Raw genomic sequence first — 18,557 nt, 5'->3', positions numbered from 1 at the left:
GCGCGGGCGACACGAGCAGCGCCGTCGCGGGCGTCGGCTACAATCGTCACCACCCTGCCCCGCTTGCATGCCGGCCGCGCGCTGGCCGGGCAAGCACACTCGCCACCCGTCCCAACGTGCGGTCCCGATGATGCCTCCCATGCGTGCCGTTCGTCGCCTTGCCGCCTGCGCAGCCGTCGCGGTCGGGCTCCCGCATGCGCCGCTCGCCGTCGCGCAAGCGGCATCCGCGCCGCCCGCCGCGGCATCGGCCGCCACCCCGACGCCGTCGCCCTGCCCGCCCGACTGGGAACCGCAGCTCTGCGAACTGAAGGCGGCCGTCGAAGTACTGAAGAAGCAGCACCTGACCGATGTCGACATCGGCGCGCTGCTCGACGCCGCCACCCACGACGGGATCAAGACGCTGCCGTACGCGCGCTTCTTCAACGCGAAGGAGGAGCAGGAGCGGCGCGACGACGAGCAGCGCGCGCGCAACGGCACGCCGGGCATCGGCATCGTGTTCGAGACGCGGCCCGACGGGCTGCACATCATCGACGTGATTCCCGACGCACCGGCCGAGAAAGCCGGCGTGCGGCCGGACGACCTCGTCGTCGCGATGAACGACCGGAGCGTCGTCGGCATCGACAGCGGCGAACTCCTGAAACTCGCGAAGGGCGACGCGGGCGTGCCGCTGAAACTCACGGTGCAGCGCGGCCCGAAGCATGCGGTGCTGACCTTCGCGCCGGTGCGCGCGATCGTCAAGCCGCATCCGGCGATCGCCAAGCGGCTCGACGGCGACATCCTGTACACGCGGCTGTCGAGCTTTCCGGAGCCGGCGGTCGGCGATTACATCGACGCGGTGCAGGCCGCGCGGCGCACGGGCCCGCCGGTGACAGGCATGATCCTCGACCTGCGCATCAACGGCGGCGGCGCGCTCAACGCGGCGATCGGCATCACCGCGCTGTTCGCGGGACGCGACCGCACCGCGATGGTGACGGTCGAGCGTGGCGACACGCAGCGCCGCCGCTACACGACCAACTGGCCCGACTACGCGCTGCCCGTCATGCACGGGCAGGATCCGCTGGCACCGCTGCAGGCCGACGACTGGTGGCGCACCGTGCCGCTCGTCGTGCTCGTCGACGGACAGAGCGCGTCGGCCGCCGAGGCGACCGCGGCCGCGCTGAAGGATCTCGGCCGCGCGAAACTGCTCGGCATGCCGACCTACGGGAAGGGCCTCGCGCAGACGGGCGTCGACCTGATCGACGGCACGCGCCTGAATTTCACGTATGCGCGCAACCTGCGGCCGAACGGCTGCCCGATGGACGGCTACGGCGTCGTGCCGGACTGGCTCGTGCCGCCGCGCCGCGATTCGGACGTCGACGGCGTGCTGCTGTGGTACCGGGAAGCCGATCTCGCGCGGGCGCCGTATGCGGACCGGCTGGCGCCCGACCCGTTCGCGCAGGTGCGCAAGGCGCGGCAGGCGCTGCGCGAGCAGCGCGTGCGCGCGAAGGTCGATACGGCGAGGAGCACGGCGCTGCCGCAGCGCGCGTTCGGCACGGCCGGCGACTGGCAGCTTCGGCAGGCGCTCGCCGCGCTCGCGGGGCGCCCGGTGCGAACCGTCGACGCGCCCGCGCAACTGATGCCGGCGCAGCCGGTATGCGAGCGCGCCGACAACTGACGCGCCGCCCCGCTACCGGAAACCGAACCGTCGACGGAGCACGGCCAGCGCCGCGAGGCTCAGCACGGCCGCGAACATCAGGTAGAAACTGGGCGCGGTCTTCATCCCGGTCGCGCGGATCAGCCACGCGATGATGAACGGCCCGAAGCCGCCGAAGATCGTCACCGCGACGTTGTACGCGAGCGACATCCCGGTCGTGCGCGTCTGCACCGGAAACACCTCGGACAACAGGCCCGGCAGCGCCGCGAAGTAGCCCGTCATCAGGAACGCGAGCAGCACCTGCAGCGCGATCAGCGTGCCGAAGCCCGGATGCGCGACGAGGTACGCGAACGCCGGATAGATCAGCACGAGGATGCCGACGGCCGGCGCGATCATCACGCGCACGCGGCCGTGTCGATCCGACCAGTGGCCGACGAGCGGCGCGAACGCCATCTGGATCACGCCGACGACGAGGATCGCCGCGAACGCGGCGGACGGCGCGAGGCCGAGCTGCTTCACGCCGTAGGTCGGCATGAACAGCACGAGATAGGTGGCGACGGTGCCGAGCACGACCACGCCCATCGCGGCAACCAGGCGCGCCTTGTGCGAGGCGAACGTGTCGCGCAGCGGGTTCGCGGTGCCTTCGGCCGCGAGAAATTCGGGCGTCTCGTCGACCTTCGTGCGGATGTAGTACGCGACGGGCCCGAGCAGCAGCCCGAAGAAGAACGGCACGCGCCAGCCCCACGACGCCATCTGCGCGGCCGAGAGCTGCGCATTCAGCACGGTGCCGAAGCCGGCGGCGAGCAGCGTCGTGAGCCCCTGGCTCGCGACCTGCCAGCTCGCGAAGAAGCCGCGCCGGCCCGGCACGTGTTCGGCGAGGAACGCGGTCGCGCTGCCGAACTCGCCGCCGGCCGAGAAGCCCTGCATCAACCGCGCGGCGACGAGGATCACCGGCGCGGCGACGCCGATCGTCTCGTAGGTCGGCAGCACCGCGATGATCAGCGTGCCGGCCATCATCAGCAGGATCGACAGCGTGAGCGCGGCCTTGCGGCCCGCGCGGTCGGCATACGCGCCGAGCACGATCGCGCCGAGCGGCCGCATGAAGAACGACACGCCGAACGTGCCGAGCGTGAGCAGCAGCGACACGGTGTCGTTGCCGGCCGGGAAGAACAGTTTCGCGATCGTCACCGCGAAGAAGCCGTAGACGACGAGATCGAACCACTCGAGCGCATTGCCGATCGACGCGGCGACCACCGCGCGCCATACGCGCGGCGACGAGGCAATGGAACGGGACGGCGTGACGGCATGCATCGGCGATCTCCTTGTCGTTGTACGTTCTGTTCGAGGCAGCCGCTGTCGCGCCGTCGGCCTGCCCGGCGCCGCACGCGGCGCTCGGGCGATTATAGGCGCGCAAAAAAAACCGCCGCGCCCCCGGTAACGGGAGCGCGGCGGTCGGGCCCGCGGCAGGCCGGCACGGCGGCCGGCCTCGCCGGAAGCCTTACTGCTGCTTGACCGCTTCGGCCGTGATCAGCAGCTTCGTCTTCATCTTGAAGCCGTACTGCTTGCCGTAGTCGAGGCCGAAGTCGTCGCGGCTGAATTCGCCGACCGCGTCGACGCCGCACACTTCACGCTTGAGCATCGGGTGCGGCATGCACTTGAACGAGTCGATCTTCAGCGTGAGCGGCTTCGTGACGCCGTGCAGCGTCAGGTTGCCGACCACCGACACCGGCTTGTCGCCGTCGAACTTGATCGTGCCCTTGTAGTTCGCCTGCGGGAACTTCGCCACGTCGAAGAATTCGGCCGTCTGCAGGTGCTCGTCGAGCTTCGCGCTGCCCGTGTGGATCGACGCGATGTCGGTCGTCACGTCGACCGTCCCAGTCTTCGCCGCGCGGTCGAGCGTCACGGTGCCGCTCGACTTGTCGAACTTGCCGCGCCAGACCGACAGGCCGCCGAAGTGGTCGGCCTCGAAGCTCGGGTACGTGTGGCTCGGGTCGAACTGGTACGTCGCGCTTTCGGCGAAGGCCGAGAACGACAGGGACGCGGCCAGCGCGCCCGCGGCGATGATCAGATGCTTTTTCAAACTCATTCTCCTTGGAACGGCGCCGCGCCCTCGCGCGGCATTCGGGTGAAGCGACAGCCCGCCGCTTACTTAGTGGCGACGAGATGGAACTTGATCTGCACTTCGTCGGCGACGATCGACGTGTCCTTCCACTCGCCGGTGCCGACGTTGAAGGCCGAACGCTTGATCGGCAGCACGCCGTCGAACGTCTGCGTCGCACCGCTTTGCGCGACCGTGACGGGCACCGTGACGGTCTCGGACTTGCCCTTGATCGTCAGCTTGCCGGTCACGTTGTACTTGTTGCCGCCCGCCGGCGCGATCGCCGACGACACGAACGTCGCCTGCGGATACGCCTTCGCGTCGAACCAGTCCTTGCCGGCGACCTGGTCGTTGTACATCTTGTCGCCGAGGTCGAAGCTCGCGATGTCGATGGTCATTTGCGCGCTGCCCTGCGCGGCCTTCGCCGGATCGAACTTCACCTGCGCGGAAAACTTCTTGAACGCGCCTTCGGTCGGCACGTTCATCTGCTTCGACACGGCGGACACCTTGCTCTTCGCGAGATCGACATCGGCGTGCGCCGCGCCCGACGCGACAAGTGCCGCCGCGGCGAACGCGGTCAGCATGGAGCGGGAGAAAGACACTTTCATGGGATCCTTCATTTGGCAAAGGGAAGCATTCGCGACAGCAGGCCGTCGCGGTCCAACAACTGGTGCTTGAGCGCCGCGAGCACGTGCATCGCGACGAGTGCAAGCAGAATGTAATTCAAAGACACGTGCAGCGTCTTGAAGGTTTCCTTGAGCGCCGGATCGGGGTCGATCAGCCGCGGCAGCGGCACGATGCCGAGATATACGACCGGGATGTTCGATGCCGAGCTGTACAGGTAGCCCGTCACCGGGATCACGATCATCAGCGCGTAGAGCAGCATGTGCACGCCGTGCGACGCCGCGCGCTGCCACGCGGGCGTATCGCCGGGCAGCGACGGCGGCAGGTGGGTCGCCCGCCACAGCACGCGGATCACCGCCAGCGCGAACACCGTCACGCCGATCCACTTGTGCCACGAGAAGTACTTCAGCTTCGTCGGCGTGAAGCCGGGGATGTCGGTCATCACCCAGCCGAGCGCGAAGCCGCAGACGATCAGCAGCGCGATCAGCCAGTGCAGCGCGATTGCGGTCTGCGTGTAGCGCACCGGCCGGGCCGGCAGCGAATTCGATGCCATCTTGGAGTTCCTCAGTTCAGCGAACGGCCGCGCCGGCCAGGAGTCCGACGCTTGTCAAGGGCGCCATGCTACCGCAACCTTTTGACGCGCGCGGACTCTGAGGACAGGCGTGCCAGCCGGCTGACGGCTTCCCGCCATGTTACCGATCGGTCACGACGCGCACGATCCTTGACACACCGAAAAAGGCCTTTTGGTAAGATTGGCGCGGGTTCCGGCCCCGTCGACGCGTTCCCCCAGCCGTCGCACAACTGCCTTTTCCATGCAACGAAACGACCTGATTGCCTGTCACGAGTGCGACGCACTGTTGCACAAACCACGCCTGAGCGGCCGCGAAATCGCGCGCTGTCCGCGCTGCGACGCGCTGCTGTACCGCAACAGCGCCGCGCAGATCGAGCGGATCTGCGCGCTCGCGCTCGCCGCGCTGATCACGTTCACGATCGCGCAGGCGTTCCCGATCCTCGAAATGGACGTGAACGGCAACCGCGTGCAGACCACGCTGATCGGCGCGATCGATTCGCTGTGGCACCAGGACATGGCGATCGTCGGCGTGATGGTGTTCTGCTCGACCGTGCTGTTCCCGCTCGTCGAGATGGCCGCGCTGCTGTACCTGCTGCTGCCGATCCGCCGCGGCGTCGTGCCGCCCGGTTTCAACCTGGTCCTGCGCGCGATCGAGCTCGTGCGGCCGTGGGGCATGATCGAGGTGTTCATGCTCGGCATTCTGGTCACGATCGTGAAGATGGTGAGCCTCGCGCGCGTCGTGCCCGACGCCGCGCTGTTCGCGTTCGCCGCACTCACGCTGATGATCGCGGTCGTGCTGATGTTCGATCCGCGCACGCTGTGGGACATCGCCGACGACCTGCGCGCCGGGCGCTCGCCCGGGCAACCCGACTCGGCCGCCCCGCTGCCGGAAGCCGCCCGCCGATGACGACACCGACCGCCGCACGCGCAGGCTACGCGAGCTGCCACACGTGCGGGCTCGTACAGACGCTCGACCGGCCGCACGCGCACTGCGCGCGCTGCGGCACCGCACTGCACTTCCGTACCCCGAACAGCATCATGCGCACCTGGGCGCTGCTGCTCGCGGCAGCGATCCTCTACATTCCCGCGAACCTGCTGCCGATCATGCGCACCGCGTCGATCGTCGGCTCGCAGGAAGACACGATCATGAGCGGCGTCATCTATTTCTGGGTGTCGGGCGACTGGCCGCTCGCCGTCGTCGTGTTCGTCGCGAGCATCCTCGTGCCGATGCTCAAGCTCGGCGTGCTGCTGATCCTCGTGATCAGCGCGCAGCGCCGCACCGCGTGGCGGCCGCAGCAGCGCACGCGGCTGTTCCGGATCGTCGAGCGCATCGGCCGCTGGTCGATGCTCGACATCTTCGTCGTGACGCTGACCGTCGCGCTCGTCCATTTCCGTTCGCTCGCCGTCATCACGGCCGGCCCCGGCGCGCTCGCGTTCGGTTCCGTCGTGATCCTGACGATGCTCGCGTCGATGCAGTTCGATCCCCGCCTGATCTGGGATCCAGTCGAAAACTCAGGGAATCACCATGAATAGTCCACAAGGCCCGCAGCACGACGCGCCCCGGCCGCCCGATCCGACGATCTCGACGAAAAGCGGCTGGCTGCCGTCGCTCGTCTGGCTCGTGCCGCTGATCGCCGCGCTGATCGGCATCGGCCTCGTGATCAAGTCCGTGCGCGAACGCGGCCCGGAAATCACGATCAGCTTCCACAGCGCCGAAGGGCTCGAGCCCGGCAAGACCCAGGTCAAGTACAAGGACGTCGAGATCGGCACGGTCAAGACGATCAAGCTGTCGAAGGACCTGTCGCGCGTGCTCGTCCAGGTGCAGCTGAAGAAGGAAGCCGAGGACTTCGCGGTCAAGGGCTCGCGCTTCTGGATCGTGCGGCCGCGCGTCGGCGCGACCGGCGTGTCGGGGCTCGGTACGCTGCTGTCCGGCGCATACATCGGCGTCGACGCCGGCCACGGGCAGGATACGCTGACCGACTTCACGGGCCTCGAGACGCCGCCCGCCGTCACGGGCGACCAGAAAGGCACGCAGTACGTGCTGCGCGGCGATTCGCTCGGCTCGGTCGACATCGGCTCGCCGGTCTATTACCGCCGCGTGCAGGTCGGCCAGGTGGTCGGGTTCTCGCTCGACAAGGACGGCACGGGCGTCACGTTCAACGTGTTCGTCAATGCGCCGTACGACCAGTACGTCGGCGTCAACTCGCGCTGGTGGCAGGCGAGCGGCGTCGACCTGCGGCTCGATTCGAGCGGCCTGAAGCTGAACACGCAGTCGCTCGCGACGGTGATCCTCGGCGGCATCGCGTTCCAGACGCCGCCGAACCAGGGCAGCGGCGCGACGGCGCCGAACAACACGACGTTCCGCCTCGGCTCCGACGAAGGCGACGCGATGCGCGACCCGGACGGCCAGCCGCTGCAGGTCGTGATGAACTTCAACCAGTCGCTGCGCGGGCTCGCCGTCGGCGCGCCGGTCGACTTCCGCGGCATCGTGCTCGGCGAAGTGACGAACATCGGCATCGACTTCGATCCGAAGACGAAGAACTTCCTGATGCCGGTGACGATGAACGTGTATCCGGAACGTCTCGGCCGCCGCTTCCGCGAATCGATCGAGAGCAAGGGCGAACCGGCCCGCCGCGAGATCGTCGAGCGGCTCGTCCAGCACGGGCTGCGCGGCCAGCTGCGCACCGGCAACCTGCTGACGAGCCAGTTGTACGTCGCGCTCGACTTCTTCCCGAAGGCGCCGGTCGTGAAGATCGACACGGCACGCCAGCCGCTTGAGCTGCCGACCGTGCCGAATACGCTCGACGAACTGCAGCTGCAGGTCGCCGACATCGCGAAGAAGCTCGACAAGGTGCCGTTCGACCAGATCGGCGCGAACCTGAACAGCGCGCTGTCGAACGCCGACAAGCTGTTCAAGCAGCTCGACACGCAGGTCGCGCCGGAAGCGCGCGACACGCTGTCGGCCGCCAAGCAGACCTTCTCGACCGCCGAGGCGACGCTGCAGCAGGATTCGCCGCTGCAGTCCGACGTACGCGGCGCGCTGAAGGAACTCACGCGCACGCTGCAATCGCTGAACGCGCTCGCCGACTATCTCGAGCGTCACCCCGAATCGCTGCTCAAGGGCAAGCCAGGAGACAAGCAATGACGACACGCGTGAACGGTTTCGCGCGCAGCGCGGCGGCGGCCCTCGCCGCCCTCGCGCTCGCCGCGTGCAGCTCGCCGCCCGCCCGGTTCTACACGCTCAGCCCGGCCGACGCCGCGGCGCCGCTGCGCACCGCGCCGGCCAACCCGGCGTTCCTGATCGAGGTGCCGTCCGTCGGCGTGCCCGAGCAGGTCGCGAAGAACCAGCTGGTCGTGCAGAAGAACGCCGCGCAGGTCGACGTGCTCGAGCAGGAGCGCTGGGCGTCGCCGCCCGCCGACGAGATCCGCCGCGCGCTGTCGGACGATCTCGCCGCGCAGCTCGGCACGATCGACGTCGCGAATTCCGCGACGCCGCCCGGTGTGCCCGTGTATCGCATCAGCGTGAACGTGCAGCGCTTCGAGTCGTGGCCGGGCAAGCGCGCGGCGGTCGACGCGGTGTGGAGCGTGCGCTCGCTCGCCACGCAGGCCGTGATGACGTGCCGCACGAGCGTCGCGGAACCGGTCGCCGACGGCTACGACGCGCTCGTCGCCGGCCACCGGCGCGCGCTCGACGTGATTGCGACGCAAGCCGCGGCCGGCGTACGCGCGATGGCCGCACGCCGCGGCACGGCGGCCACGCCGGCGCCTGCGTCCGGCAGCAAGACGGCCGCCGCGCCGGTCGTGCCGTGCCCGGCCAACCCGACCTCGGGCGGCGACGCCGGCGCGACGGGCAAGTCCGGCGCCTGAGCGGGCGCCGCGCAGGCGAGCGTTCGATGCGACGCTGGCCCGCGCGGCGCATCCGATAGCGATCGCCGCCCGTTACCGGCCGGCATCACGCCGCCGCGACCGGCCCCGCGCATCGCGCCGAACCGCGAGTTTGCATTGTTTGTCAAATCGGCCGGAACCGGCGCCGGCCAACGCGGTCGGCTTGCGTTTTCCGGCCCGATTGACGATCCTACGCACTTTCCGGCTCGCGCCGTTCGTCGTGCGCGCCAGCCAGCGGCGCCGGGCCGCGTTCGGCCCGACCGCCGTGCCTCCCGGCGCCCGCACGCGATCGGCGTGCAGCGCAGCGGGGCAGCCGCATCGCGGGTTGCCGCGCATCGTCCGGCCACCGCCCCGTCTCACCCGTTCTCCCCGGCGCCGTGCCGCTTCCCCGGCCGGCATCCCGAACCCGCCCGTCCAGGGCTTTCGCTATTCCGTTTATGTTTCGTTCCCTGACGACCCTGATCAAGAAGTGGCGCGCGTCGCGCAATGCCGGTCACCAACTCGATGCGCTGCTCGCGCACGCCGACGCCGATGCATCGTATGCCGAGCGCAGCGAATGGCTGATCGAGCTCGCGCACTGGCTGCGCCGCAACGGCACGATGCAGGAGACCCCGGCCGAGCGCGACGCCGACACGCGCGCGTATCCGGCCCATGCGCGGCTGCGCTACCTGTTCCACGTGCTCGATCGCAACCCCGCCTGGAAAGCGCACGCCGCGCGCATCCTGCGCGGCATCCTGCGCGAATGCGACGGCATCTCGCTGCTGTGCGACGCCGGCATGCCCGTGCACTCGGGCTTCTTCGGCGCGCTGTTCGAGCGGATCGACTCGTCGCTGATCCCGCCCGCGCCGAACCGCCGCGAGCTGTCGGCGCTGTTCACGCTGATGTTCCCGGCACCGGAGGACGCGAAATGGATCGACGCGCTGCCCGACGACCTGCTCGCGCGCCTCGCCGAGCTGATCTCGTTCGACGTCACCGAGGAGGAACGCCACGAGCCCGGCTCGTTCTCGCGCGACCTGCTGGCCGCGCTGCATAACCTGACCTGCCAGATCAGCTCGACCGGCCTGTCGCAGACGGTGCGCAGCCGGCTGTCCGACGACGATGCGCGCAAGCCGCTCGAATCACAGCCGTTCTACCGCCTCACGCGCGCGATGCTCGCGGTCGAGACCGCGCACGCGGCCGTCGAGGACGGCGGCGACCCGAGCAAGCTGCTGCACGAGGTGAACTACCTGCGCGTGCTGCTCGACGAATGCCGGATCGCCGTCGACGACGTGTTCTCGCACCTGTACCGCAACGGCGTGTCGGTCGACATCGTGTTCCAGGTCGAGCGGATGCGCATGCGCATCCTGCGCGCGGAAACGCTGCTGAACGCGTGGATGGCCCGCGACGACTTGCACGGAATGGCCCGCCTGACGGCCGAGCTGGTCGACGCGAACCAGAACAGCCAGAGCGTCACGCACCTCGTGCGCAGCAACTTCTCGCTGTTCGCGCGCAAGCTCGTCGAGACCAACGCGGACACGGGCGAGCACTACATCTCGCGCGGCCGCGCCGAATACCTGAAGATGCTGCGGATGGCCGCGGGCGGCGGCCTCGTCACCGTCGTGACCGTGTGCGTGAAGTTCGCGATCACGGGCGCGCACCTGCAGTCGATGCTCGAAGGGCTGCTCGCGGGCATCAACTACGCGGCCAGCTTCATGCTGATGCACTTCCTGCACTTCACGCTCGCGACCAAGCAGCCCGCGATGACCGCGCCGACGCTGGCGCGCGAACTCGACGACACCGGCCACGACGAAGGCGTGAAGGCGTTCGTGTCGTCGGTGATCGCACTGATCCGCACGCAGGCGGCCGCGATTTCCGGCAACGTGCTCGTCGTGCTGCCCGTCTGCCTGCTCGTGCAGCTGTTCGCGGGCAACGTGCTGCACACGAACGTGATCTCGCCGGAGAAGGCGCATGCGACGCTGCACTCGTTCTCGCTGCTCGGCCCGACGCCGTTCTACGCGGCGCTCACGGGCGTCCTGCTGTGGGCGTCGAGCCTGCTCGCGGGCTGGGCCGACAACTGGTTCGTGCTGCACCGCGTCGGCGACGCGCTCACCTACAACCGCCGGCTGCGCCTCACGCTCGGCGCGGCCGGTGCCGCGAAGCTCGCGCATTTCTGCCGGTCGAACGTCGCCGGCGTGGTCGCGAACGTCGGCCTCGGCCTGATGCTCGGCCTGATCCCGGCGATCGTCAGCGTGTTCATGTTCCCGTTCGAGGTGCGTCACGTGACGCTGTCGGCCGGCTCGATCGGGGTCGCGCTCGGCGTGCTGGGCAAGAGTGCGCTGAGCACGCCCGAACTGTGGTGGGCCGCCGCCGGCGTGCTCAGCATGGCGATCCTCAACGTGCTCGTGAGCTTCGCGCTCGCGTTCACGATGGCCGTGCGCTCGCGCAGCCTGCGCCCGACCAAGGTGCGCGCGCTCGTCGCCGCGATCGTCCGCACGGTGCTGTCGAATCCGCTCGCGCTGTTCTGGCCGGCCGGCGGCCAGGCCGCGCGCGCCGGCCACACGGGCTCGCACTGACCCACTGAACCCGCGGCGGGCGCGTCAGGCCGCGCCGCACCGGTCTCCCGGTGCGCGCCCGCGGCCGTCGCGCGGGCGGTGCGGCGCCGAAACGCCGGCCCCGGCCGCCCGCGCCGCGTACAATAGTGGACTTTTGCACGTCCTCACCGCCTTATGTCCTCGCCCACCCTGTTTGAATTCTTCGCCCCCTGCCCGCGCGGCCTCGAAGCGGCGCTTGCCGCCGAGCTGGCCGAAATCGCCGGCCGCCACCTGAACGGCGCGCCGTTCACCGCGGGCGCGCAGGTGCCGGGCGGCGTCCATTTCAGCGGCGGCTGGGCCGCCGGCATGGCCGCGAACCTCCATTCGCGGATCGCGAGCCGGATCCTGCTGAAGATCGCGCACCGCGCGTACCGCAACGAGCAGGACGTCTATGCGCTCGCGCTCGAGCAGCCGTGGGAGCGCTGGTTCGCCGCCACGCAGACGCTGCGCGTCGATATCACCGCGATCAAGTCGCCGCTGAAGAGCCTCGAGTTCGCGACGCTGCGCGTGAAGGACGCGATCTGCGACCGGATGCGCGACAAGACCGGCGCGCGCCCGAGCATCGACACCGGTGCGCCGGACGTGCGCGTGTTCGCGTTCCTGACGGCCAACGAATGCACGCTGTACCTCGATACGTCGGGCGAGCCGCTGTTCAAGCGCGGCTGGCGCCTCGACAAGGGCGCGGCACCGCTGCGCGAGAACCTCGCGGCCGGCATCCTGCGCCTGACGGGCTGGACGCCCGGCACCGCGCTGTACGACCCGATGTGCGGCAGCGGCACGTTCCTCGCGGAAGCCGCGCAGATCGCGCTCGGCGTCGCGCCCGGCGTCGAACGCCGGTTCGGCTTCGAAAAGCTCAAGCAGTACGACATCACCGCGTGGCAGGGCCTGAAGGTCCCGGCGCTGGACGCGAAGCGCGCGGCGCGCGGCAAGCGCAACGAAGCGCTCGGCGTGTACGGCAGCGACATCTCCGGCGACATGCTCGAGAAGGCGCGAGCGAACCTCGAGCGCGCGGGCGTGCCGTCGGTGTGGCTCAAGCAGGTCGACGCGCGCGGGATGACGCCACCGTGCGACGCGCCGGGCATCATCCTCGCGAACCCGCCGTACGGCGAGCGGATCGAAGTGCGCGGCCGCAGCGCGCGCGGCGAGGTGCGCGAAACCGGCCGCAACCGCGGCAACGACGATGCGTTCCGCCGCACGCACACCGACGCACCGGACAGCGAGTTCTTCAACGTGCTGGGCGATGCGCTGAAGCAGCGCTTCACGGGCTGGCAGGCGTTCCTGCTGACATCCGACCGTTCGCTGCCGGGCCAGCTGCGGCTGCGCGAATCGGCAAAGACCCCGCTGTTCAACGGCGCGCTCGAATGCCGGCTGTTCCGCTTCGACCTGATCGCCGGCAGCGTGAAGGCGCGTCCGGCCGCGCCGGAAGGCGGCGACGCGTAATCCGCGTCCATCGGGGCCGCCCGTGCGGCCGCCGCGGCACCGACAAACGCCGCCGTTACCGCACCCGCGGCAACGGCGGCGTTTCGTTTCAGTGCTTCGACTCCGAGCCGCGCGCCATCCTGAATGGCAGTGCACGCCCGGTCTCGAGCAGCGTCTTCAGGCTCGACAGCACGACCGGCCAGCCGCCGCGAATCCCGCGATCCCTCTCCGAACCGGGCACGAGCCCGTCGTGCGTGACGGTCCGCTTCACGACGCCGGCCTGCGGCTCGACGAGGTAGATCCCGCGCGATTCTTCACCCCCCCCCCCGACGGCGTGCGCCACGTGACGACCAGCCGGCGCGGCGGACCGTTCTCGATTACCTCGCCGACGATGTCGACCCGCGACGGATCGTCGTCGTCCTGACGTTCCCAGCACGACCCCGGCCGCCAACAAAACGAGGTCCATGCCGCTCCCGGGTCAATGGCGTCATTGCGCAACCCCATGGTTGCATGTCAAGGGTGACAACTCTACTGACAATACGGTGTCAGCAGCCCGCGCTCACACTTCAATCCCGGCGCAATGCAGGCTGGTTTCCACACCGAACCCGAATAACAACGCAACAAGGAGCTCGTCATGACGTCCGCAACGGCCACCGCCACCCTGGAACGCGCAATCGCGTGGTTCGACATCCCGTCCCTCGATTTCGAACGGGCGATCCGCTTTTACGAAACCGTGCTGCAAACCACGTTGCAGCGCGCGATCATCGGCGGCGTGCCGATGGCCACGTTCGATCACGAAGCGTCGAGCACCGGCGGCAGCATCGTGTTCGATCCGCAGCAGATCAAGCCGAGCGCGAACGGCGTGCTCGTCTACCTGAACGCCGGCGAATCGGTCGTCGCGGCGCTCGAACGCGCGAAGCGCGCGGGTGGCGTCGTGCAAGGCTCGGTCGTCGAGCTGCCGAACAACTACGGCTACGTCGGCTACCTGATCGACACCGAAGGCAACCGCGTCGGCCTGCACGCGCCGAAATGCCACTGAGCGCACCGGCCGGCGGCCCGGCGCGGCGCTATCATCGCGAAATCCCCGTAGCCAGAGGAATCGAGGTGCTGTCATGACCCGCCGTGCCGACCGCCTGTTCCAGATCGCCGAGCTGTTGCGCGGGCGTCGTCTCACGACCGCGCAACAGCTGGCCGACTGGCTGTCGGTGTCGCCGCGCACGGTCTATCGCGACGTGCGCGACCTGCAACTGTCGGGGGTGCCGATCGAAGGCGAGGCCGGCATCGGCTACCGGCTGAACCGCAACGCGAGCCTGCCGCCGCTCACGTTCACGGCCGAGGAGCTGGCGGCGCTCGCCACCGGCGCGCGGATGCTCGAAACCTGGGGCGGCGCGCGTTTCGCGAGCGGCGCGCGCTCGGCGCTCGCGAAGATCGCGTCGGCGATGCCGGCCGACAAGCGCACGGCGCTCGACCGCCTGCCGGTGTTCGCGCCGTCGTTCCACATCGACGAGACGTTCTGCGCCAAGGTCGACGCGATCCACCAGGCCATCGACACGCGCCACGTCGTCGGTTTCGACTATCGCGACCGGCTCGGCGCGCATTCGCAACGCCGCGTCTGGCCGCTCGGGCTCGTGTACTGGGGCGGGCGCTGGACGATCGGCGCGTGGTGCGAGCTGCGCGGCGATTTCCGCACCTTCGACATCGCGCGCATGGGCGACATCACCGTGCACGAGCAGTTTCCGGACATGGAAGGGCGGCGGATCGCCGACTACATGCGGATCGCGGAAGCGCCGATGCGCTGACGCGGCACGGCAGCGGGCGTCCACCGCGCAAGGGGCGCACGCCGCCGCCCGCGTTTCCCGGGGCGCCATCCGGCGCCCGGTCCGGCCTTCATTACTCGCCGATTAGCCGCCGAACACCACCGGCCGCTTCGGCCGCTCGTCCACGTGCAGCGAAAACACGTCCGCCCGCGCGTAGTGGCCGACGACGTCGAAGTCGTAACGCGCCCGCACGAGTTCGTCGGTATCGATACGCGCGGTCACGAGCCCGGCCTCGCCGATCAGCGGCTCGGTCAGCAGGTCGCCGAGCGGCCCGACGATCACGCTGCCGCCGCGGATCAGCGGCCGCTCGGGATCCCAGCCCGGCACGTCGATACCGAGCGCGCGCGGCGACGGCTGCACCTGGCACGCGCTCACGACGAAGCAGCGCCCTTCGTGCGCGATGTGCCGCATCGAGTTCTGCCACAGATCGCGCTCGTCGACGGTCGGCGCACACCAGATCTGCACGCCTTTCGCGTACATCGCGCAGCGCAGCAGCGGCATGTGGTTCTCCCAGCAGATCGCCGCGCCCGCGCGGCCGGCTGCCGTCTCGACGACGGGCAGCGTCGAGCCGTCGCCCTGCCCCCAGATCAGCCGTTCGGTGCCGGTCGGCATCAACTTGCGGTGTTTCGCGACGAGCCCGTCGCGCGGATCGAAGAACAGCGCCGTGCAGTACAGCGTGCTGCCGCCGCGCTCGATCACGCCGACCACGAGGCTCGCGCCCGTGCGCTGCGACAGCGCGGCCAGCTCGTCGGTTTCCGGACCCGGCACGTCGATCGCCTGCGCGGCGTAGCGCGCATACGCATCGCGGCCCTCGGGCAGCCGGTAGCCGAGGCGCGTGCCGAAGATCTCGCCTTTCGGATAACCGCCGAGCACGGCCTCGGGCAGCACGACGAGCGACGCGCCGCTGTCGCGGATCGCGGTTTCGTAGCCGAGGATCGTGTCGAGCGTGGCGCGCGTGCCGGCGGGCGATGCGCCGATCTGCAGCGCGGCGATGACTGACGTGGACATGAAGGCGTCTCCGGTGAATGAGGTGACGCCATCTTTATCGATATCATTTCATCGATCAAATCGATACAACGATAACTGACATGAATGCAGATGATATCGCCGGCCTCGACCTGAACCTGCTGAAGGTGTTCGAGGCGCTGTACGAGGAAGGCGGCGCGAGCCGTGCGGCGCTGCGGCTCGACCTCACGCAGTCGGCCGTCAGCGCGGCGCTTGCGCGGCTGCGCGTGATCTACGCCGATCCGCTGTTCGTGCGCACCGGCCGCGGGCTCGCGCCGACGCCGCGCGCGGACGAACTGAAGCCGATCCTGTCCGACGCGCTCGACCGCTGCCGCGAAAGCCTCGCGATCGCGGCCGACAGCGGCGACCGCGTCGGCCGCACGATCTCGGTCGGGCTGTCGGACGACTTCGAGATCGCGCTCGGCCGCGCGTTGATCGACGCGGTCGCGCGGGAAGCCGCGGGCATCCGGCTGATCTTCCGGCAGACCCACAGCGGCATCGCCGGCGACGCGCTGCTGCGGCACGGCGTCGATCTCGCGATCGCGTCGGGCGGGTTCTCGGCGAACGGGCTGAGCCGGCGTGCGGTCGCGACGGGCGGGTACGCCTGCCTGATCGATCCGGCCGCCCGCGCGCAGCCGCCGCGCGCGCTGACGCTCGCCGATTTCCTGCGGCGCGACCACCTGCTCGTGTCGTCGGGCGGCGTGATCGGGATCGTCGACGAGGCGCTGGCCGCGCTCGGCCACAAGCGGCGCGTCGCGGCGTCGACCACGCATTTCGCCGCGTTGCCGTACCTGCTCGCCGGCTCCGACGCGGTCGCGACGATTCCCGCGCACGCGGCGCGCGCGATCGCCCATTCCACGCCGCTGCGCGCGCTTGCCTGCCCGGTCGACCTGCCGCGCTATCCGGTCGAAATCGGCTGGCGCACGAGCACGCAGCGCGACCCGGCGATCGTGCGCGTCCGCGACACGATCGCCGCGTGCGTCACGCGCCTCGTCGCGCCGTGAATGCACGTGCGTCGGGATTGCCGGCCGCGCCGCCGGCGCGTGCCGCACACCACCCGCAACCGCGCTGGCGCCGCTTTCCACCCGGGACGACGGCCGTGCCCGCACCTTCCGCACGATCGATCGCGCACGGCCGCGGCGCCCGCCGGCACCGCATCGCCCCCCCGACGGCAAGACGCGCGGCTTACGGGGTCGGATTCGCCAGACCAGACGGCCGGCAGCGTTCGGGCGCAACCGGTAAAATGCCGATCCATGAAACCCGAAATCTGGACCCCGCATGTGACGGTCGCCGCGCTCGTCGAGCACGCCGGCCGCTTTCTCGTGATCGAGGAAGAAACCTCGACGGGCCTGCGCATCAACCAGCCGGCAGGCCATCTCGAGGCCGGCGAAACGCTGGCCGACGCCGTGATCCGCGAAACGCTCGAGGAAACCGCGCACCCGTTCACGCCCGACGCGCTCGTAGGCGTCTATCTCGCGCATTACGACCGGCCCGGCACCGCCGGCGCGACCTACCTGCGCTTCACGTTCTGCGGCACGGCCGGCGAACCGGTCGCGGGCCACGTGCTCGACGACGGCATCGTCCGCACGCTGTGGATGACGGCCGACGAACTGCGCGCGTGCAGCGAGCGTCACCGCTCGCCCGCCGTGATGCGCTGCGTCGACGACTATCTCGCCGGGCGGCGCATTCCGCTCGATTTCGTGCACACGCATTCGGTCGCGCCGCGCCCCGAAGCATTCGAACGTCAGGCGGTCAACAAATGAGCAAGCGCCGTGTAGTAGTGGGCATGTCGGGCGGCGTCGATTCGTCGGTGACCGCGTGGCTGCTGAAGGAACAGGGCTACGACGTGGTCGGCCTGTTCATGAAGAACTGGGAAGACGACGACGATGGCGAATACTGCTCGACGCGCCAGGACTGGATCGACGTCGTGTCGGTGGCCGACCTGATCGGCATCGACGTGGAGGCCGTCAACTTCGCCGCCGAATACAAGGACCGCGTGTTCGCCGAGTTCCTGCGCGAATACTCGGCCGGCCGCACGCCGAACCCCGACGTGCTGTGCAACGCCGAGATCAAGTTCAAGGCGTTCCTCGACCACGCGATGTCGCTCGACGCGGAAATGATCGCGACCGGCCACTATGCACGCGTGCGCGAGCGCGACGGACGCTTCGAACTGCTGAAGGCCTTCGATCATACGAAGGACCAGTCGTACTTCCTGCACCGGCTGAACCAGGCGCAACTGTCGAAGACGATGTTCCCGCTCGGCGAGATCCCGAAGACGAAAGTGCGCGAGATCGCCGCGCAGATCGGGCTGCCGAACGCGAAGAAGAAGGATTCGACCGGCATCTGCTTCATCGGCGAACGGCCGTTCCGCGATTTCCTGAACCGCTACCTGCCCACGAAGCCCGGCCCGATGAAGACGCCCGACGGCAAGGTGGTCGGCGAGCACATCGGCCTCGCGTTCTACACGTTCGGCCAGCGCAAGGGCATCGGCCTGGGCGGCAGCAAGAGCGGCAGCGGCGAACCGTGGTTCGTCGCCGCGAAGGACATCGCGTCGAACACGCTGTACGTCGTGCAGGGCCACGATCATCCGTGGCTGCTGTCGCGCCAGCTCGTCGCCGGCAACGTGAGCTGGGTCGCCGGCGAGCCGCCGGCCGACGGCTTCGCGTGCGGCGCGAAAACGCGCTACCGGCAGGCCGACGCCGCCTGCGCGTTCGGCGCGGCCGCGCCCGGCCCGGCAGGCGAAGCGCGCTTCTCGCTCGCGTTCGACGACGCGCAGTGGGCCGTCACGCCCGGCCAGTCGGCCGTGCTGTACGACGGCGAGATCTGCCTCGGCGGCGGCATCATCGAGCTCGCGGCAACCGACGCGCCCGGTCGGGCCGCACCGGCGGAAGGCCACGCACCGGCGCTCGCCGACGCACGCTGACACGTATTCGGT

The 18,557-nt window shown here is 69.6% G+C and carries 18 protein-coding genes; 12 read left to right on the top strand and 6 right to left on the bottom strand.

Annotation, left to right across the window (positions count from 1 at the left end):
* Nucleotides 1–139: 139 nt before the first annotated feature.
* The gene (locus tag VXM69_RS22665; protein ID WP_034187141.1) at nucleotides 140–1,654 is read left to right on the top strand and encodes a S41 family peptidase; all 1,515 of its coding nucleotides are present in this window, start codon (nucleotides 140–142) and stop codon (nucleotides 1,652–1,654) included.
* A gap of 12 nt (nucleotides 1,655–1,666) precedes the next feature.
* On the opposite strand, the gene VXM69_RS22660 is transcribed toward VXM69_RS22665, so the two are convergent.
* The 4 genes from VXM69_RS22660 to VXM69_RS22645 form a co-directional block, all read right to left on the bottom strand.
* A complete protein-coding gene (locus VXM69_RS22660) occupies nucleotides 1,667–2,944 on the bottom strand; it encodes an MFS transporter (RefSeq protein WP_367190181.1) in 1,278 nt (425 codons plus the stop codon).
* Between the two features lie 187 nt (nucleotides 2,945–3,131).
* Nucleotides 3,132–3,713 carry a YceI family protein gene (locus VXM69_RS22655; RefSeq protein WP_034187441.1) on the bottom strand — a complete coding sequence of 194 codons (582 nt, stop codon included), beginning with the start codon at nucleotides 3,711–3,713 and terminating at the stop codon, nucleotides 3,132–3,134.
* Between the two features lie 65 nt (nucleotides 3,714–3,778).
* Nucleotides 3,779–4,339, bottom strand: a complete 561-nt coding sequence (locus VXM69_RS22650; RefSeq protein WP_034187440.1) for a YceI family protein — start codon at nucleotides 4,337–4,339, stop codon at nucleotides 3,779–3,781.
* An 8-nt stretch (nucleotides 4,340–4,347) separates the two neighbouring features.
* Entirely contained in the window at nucleotides 4,348–4,908 is a 561-nt protein-coding gene (locus VXM69_RS22645) for a cytochrome b (RefSeq protein WP_124607869.1), read from the bottom strand.
* 259 nt (nucleotides 4,909–5,167) lie between these two features.
* Between VXM69_RS22645 and VXM69_RS22640 the strand changes: the two genes are divergently transcribed.
* The 6 genes from VXM69_RS22640 (at nucleotide 5,168) to VXM69_RS22615 (ending at nucleotide 12,821) form a co-directional block, all read left to right on the top strand.
* On the top strand, nucleotides 5,168–5,833 hold the full coding sequence (locus VXM69_RS22640; protein ID WP_034187138.1) for a paraquat-inducible protein A: 666 nt from the start codon (nucleotides 5,168–5,170) through the stop codon (nucleotides 5,831–5,833).
* Nucleotides 5,830–6,459 (top strand): paraquat-inducible protein A, encoded by a 630-nt coding sequence (locus VXM69_RS22635; RefSeq protein ID WP_034187137.1) that lies wholly within the window; start codon nucleotides 5,830–5,832, stop codon nucleotides 6,457–6,459. The genes VXM69_RS22640 and VXM69_RS22635 overlap by 4 nt, the downstream gene beginning before the upstream one ends.
* Nucleotides 6,452–8,071 carry an MlaD family protein gene (locus tag VXM69_RS22630; RefSeq protein WP_034187136.1) on the top strand — a complete coding sequence of 540 codons (1,620 nt, stop codon included), beginning with the start codon at nucleotides 6,452–6,454 and terminating at the stop codon, nucleotides 8,069–8,071. The genes VXM69_RS22635 and VXM69_RS22630 overlap by 8 nt, the downstream gene beginning before the upstream one ends.
* On the top strand, nucleotides 8,068–8,793 hold the full coding sequence (locus VXM69_RS22625) for a membrane integrity-associated transporter subunit PqiC (protein WP_034187135.1): 726 nt from the start codon (nucleotides 8,068–8,070) through the stop codon (nucleotides 8,791–8,793). Before VXM69_RS22630 ends, VXM69_RS22625 begins: the two co-directional genes overlap by 4 nt.
* Before the next feature lie 455 nt (nucleotides 8,794–9,248).
* Nucleotides 9,249–11,363, top strand: a complete 2,115-nt coding sequence (locus VXM69_RS22620) for a site-specific recombinase (protein WP_034187134.1) — start codon at nucleotides 9,249–9,251, stop codon at nucleotides 11,361–11,363.
* Between the two features lie 153 nt (nucleotides 11,364–11,516).
* Nucleotides 11,517–12,821 carry a class I SAM-dependent RNA methyltransferase gene (locus VXM69_RS22615; RefSeq protein WP_034187133.1) on the top strand — a complete coding sequence of 435 codons (1,305 nt, stop codon included), beginning with the start codon at nucleotides 11,517–11,519 and terminating at the stop codon, nucleotides 12,819–12,821.
* A gap of 88 nt (nucleotides 12,822–12,909) precedes the next feature.
* Here VXM69_RS22615 and VXM69_RS22610 read toward each other — a convergent pair whose 3' ends face one another.
* Entirely contained in the window at nucleotides 12,910–13,143 is a 234-nt protein-coding gene (locus VXM69_RS22610) for a hypothetical protein (protein WP_367190180.1), read from the bottom strand.
* A 291-nt stretch (nucleotides 13,144–13,434) separates the two neighbouring features.
* On the opposite strand from VXM69_RS22610, the gene VXM69_RS22605 reads away from it, so the two are divergent.
* Nucleotides 13,435–13,839 carry a VOC family protein gene (locus VXM69_RS22605; protein WP_034187132.1) on the top strand — a complete coding sequence of 135 codons (405 nt, stop codon included), beginning with the start codon at nucleotides 13,435–13,437 and terminating at the stop codon, nucleotides 13,837–13,839.
* Between the two features lie 73 nt (nucleotides 13,840–13,912).
* Nucleotides 13,913–14,599, top strand: coding sequence for a YafY family protein (locus VXM69_RS22600; protein WP_034187131.1), 687 nt, complete (start codon nucleotides 13,913–13,915; stop codon nucleotides 14,597–14,599).
* A 102-nt stretch (nucleotides 14,600–14,701) separates the two neighbouring features.
* On the opposite strand, the gene VXM69_RS22595 is transcribed toward VXM69_RS22600, so the two are convergent.
* A complete protein-coding gene (locus tag VXM69_RS22595) occupies nucleotides 14,702–15,625 on the bottom strand; it encodes a carbon-nitrogen hydrolase family protein (protein WP_059557342.1) in 924 nt (307 codons plus the stop codon).
* An 80-nt stretch (nucleotides 15,626–15,705) separates the two neighbouring features.
* Here VXM69_RS22595 and VXM69_RS22590 point away from each other — a divergent pair, with 80 nt between their 5' ends.
* The 3 genes from VXM69_RS22590 (at nucleotide 15,706) to mnmA (ending at nucleotide 18,545) form a co-directional block, all read left to right on the top strand.
* Nucleotides 15,706–16,626 (top strand): LysR family transcriptional regulator, encoded by a 921-nt coding sequence (locus tag VXM69_RS22590; RefSeq protein ID WP_034187129.1) that lies wholly within the window; start codon nucleotides 15,706–15,708, stop codon nucleotides 16,624–16,626.
* Between the two features lie 249 nt (nucleotides 16,627–16,875).
* On the top strand, nucleotides 16,876–17,385 hold the full coding sequence (locus VXM69_RS22585) for an NUDIX hydrolase (protein ID WP_049030822.1): 510 nt from the start codon (nucleotides 16,876–16,878) through the stop codon (nucleotides 17,383–17,385).
* Nucleotides 17,382–18,545, top strand: a complete 1,164-nt coding sequence (gene mnmA, locus VXM69_RS22580) for a tRNA 2-thiouridine(34) synthase MnmA (protein ID WP_034187127.1) — start codon at nucleotides 17,382–17,384, stop codon at nucleotides 18,543–18,545. Before VXM69_RS22585 ends, mnmA begins: the two co-directional genes overlap by 4 nt.
* Nucleotides 18,546–18,557 lie beyond the last annotated feature (12 nt).

Origin of the sequence: Burkholderia sp. Ed8, assembly GCF_040761425.1 — a bacterium.
Lineage (GTDB): Bacteria > Pseudomonadota > Gammaproteobacteria > Burkholderiales > Burkholderiaceae > Burkholderia > Burkholderia seminalis.
The sequence above is the reverse complement of the archived record's forward strand: the minus strand, read 5'-3'. Positions and strand labels throughout refer to the sequence as shown.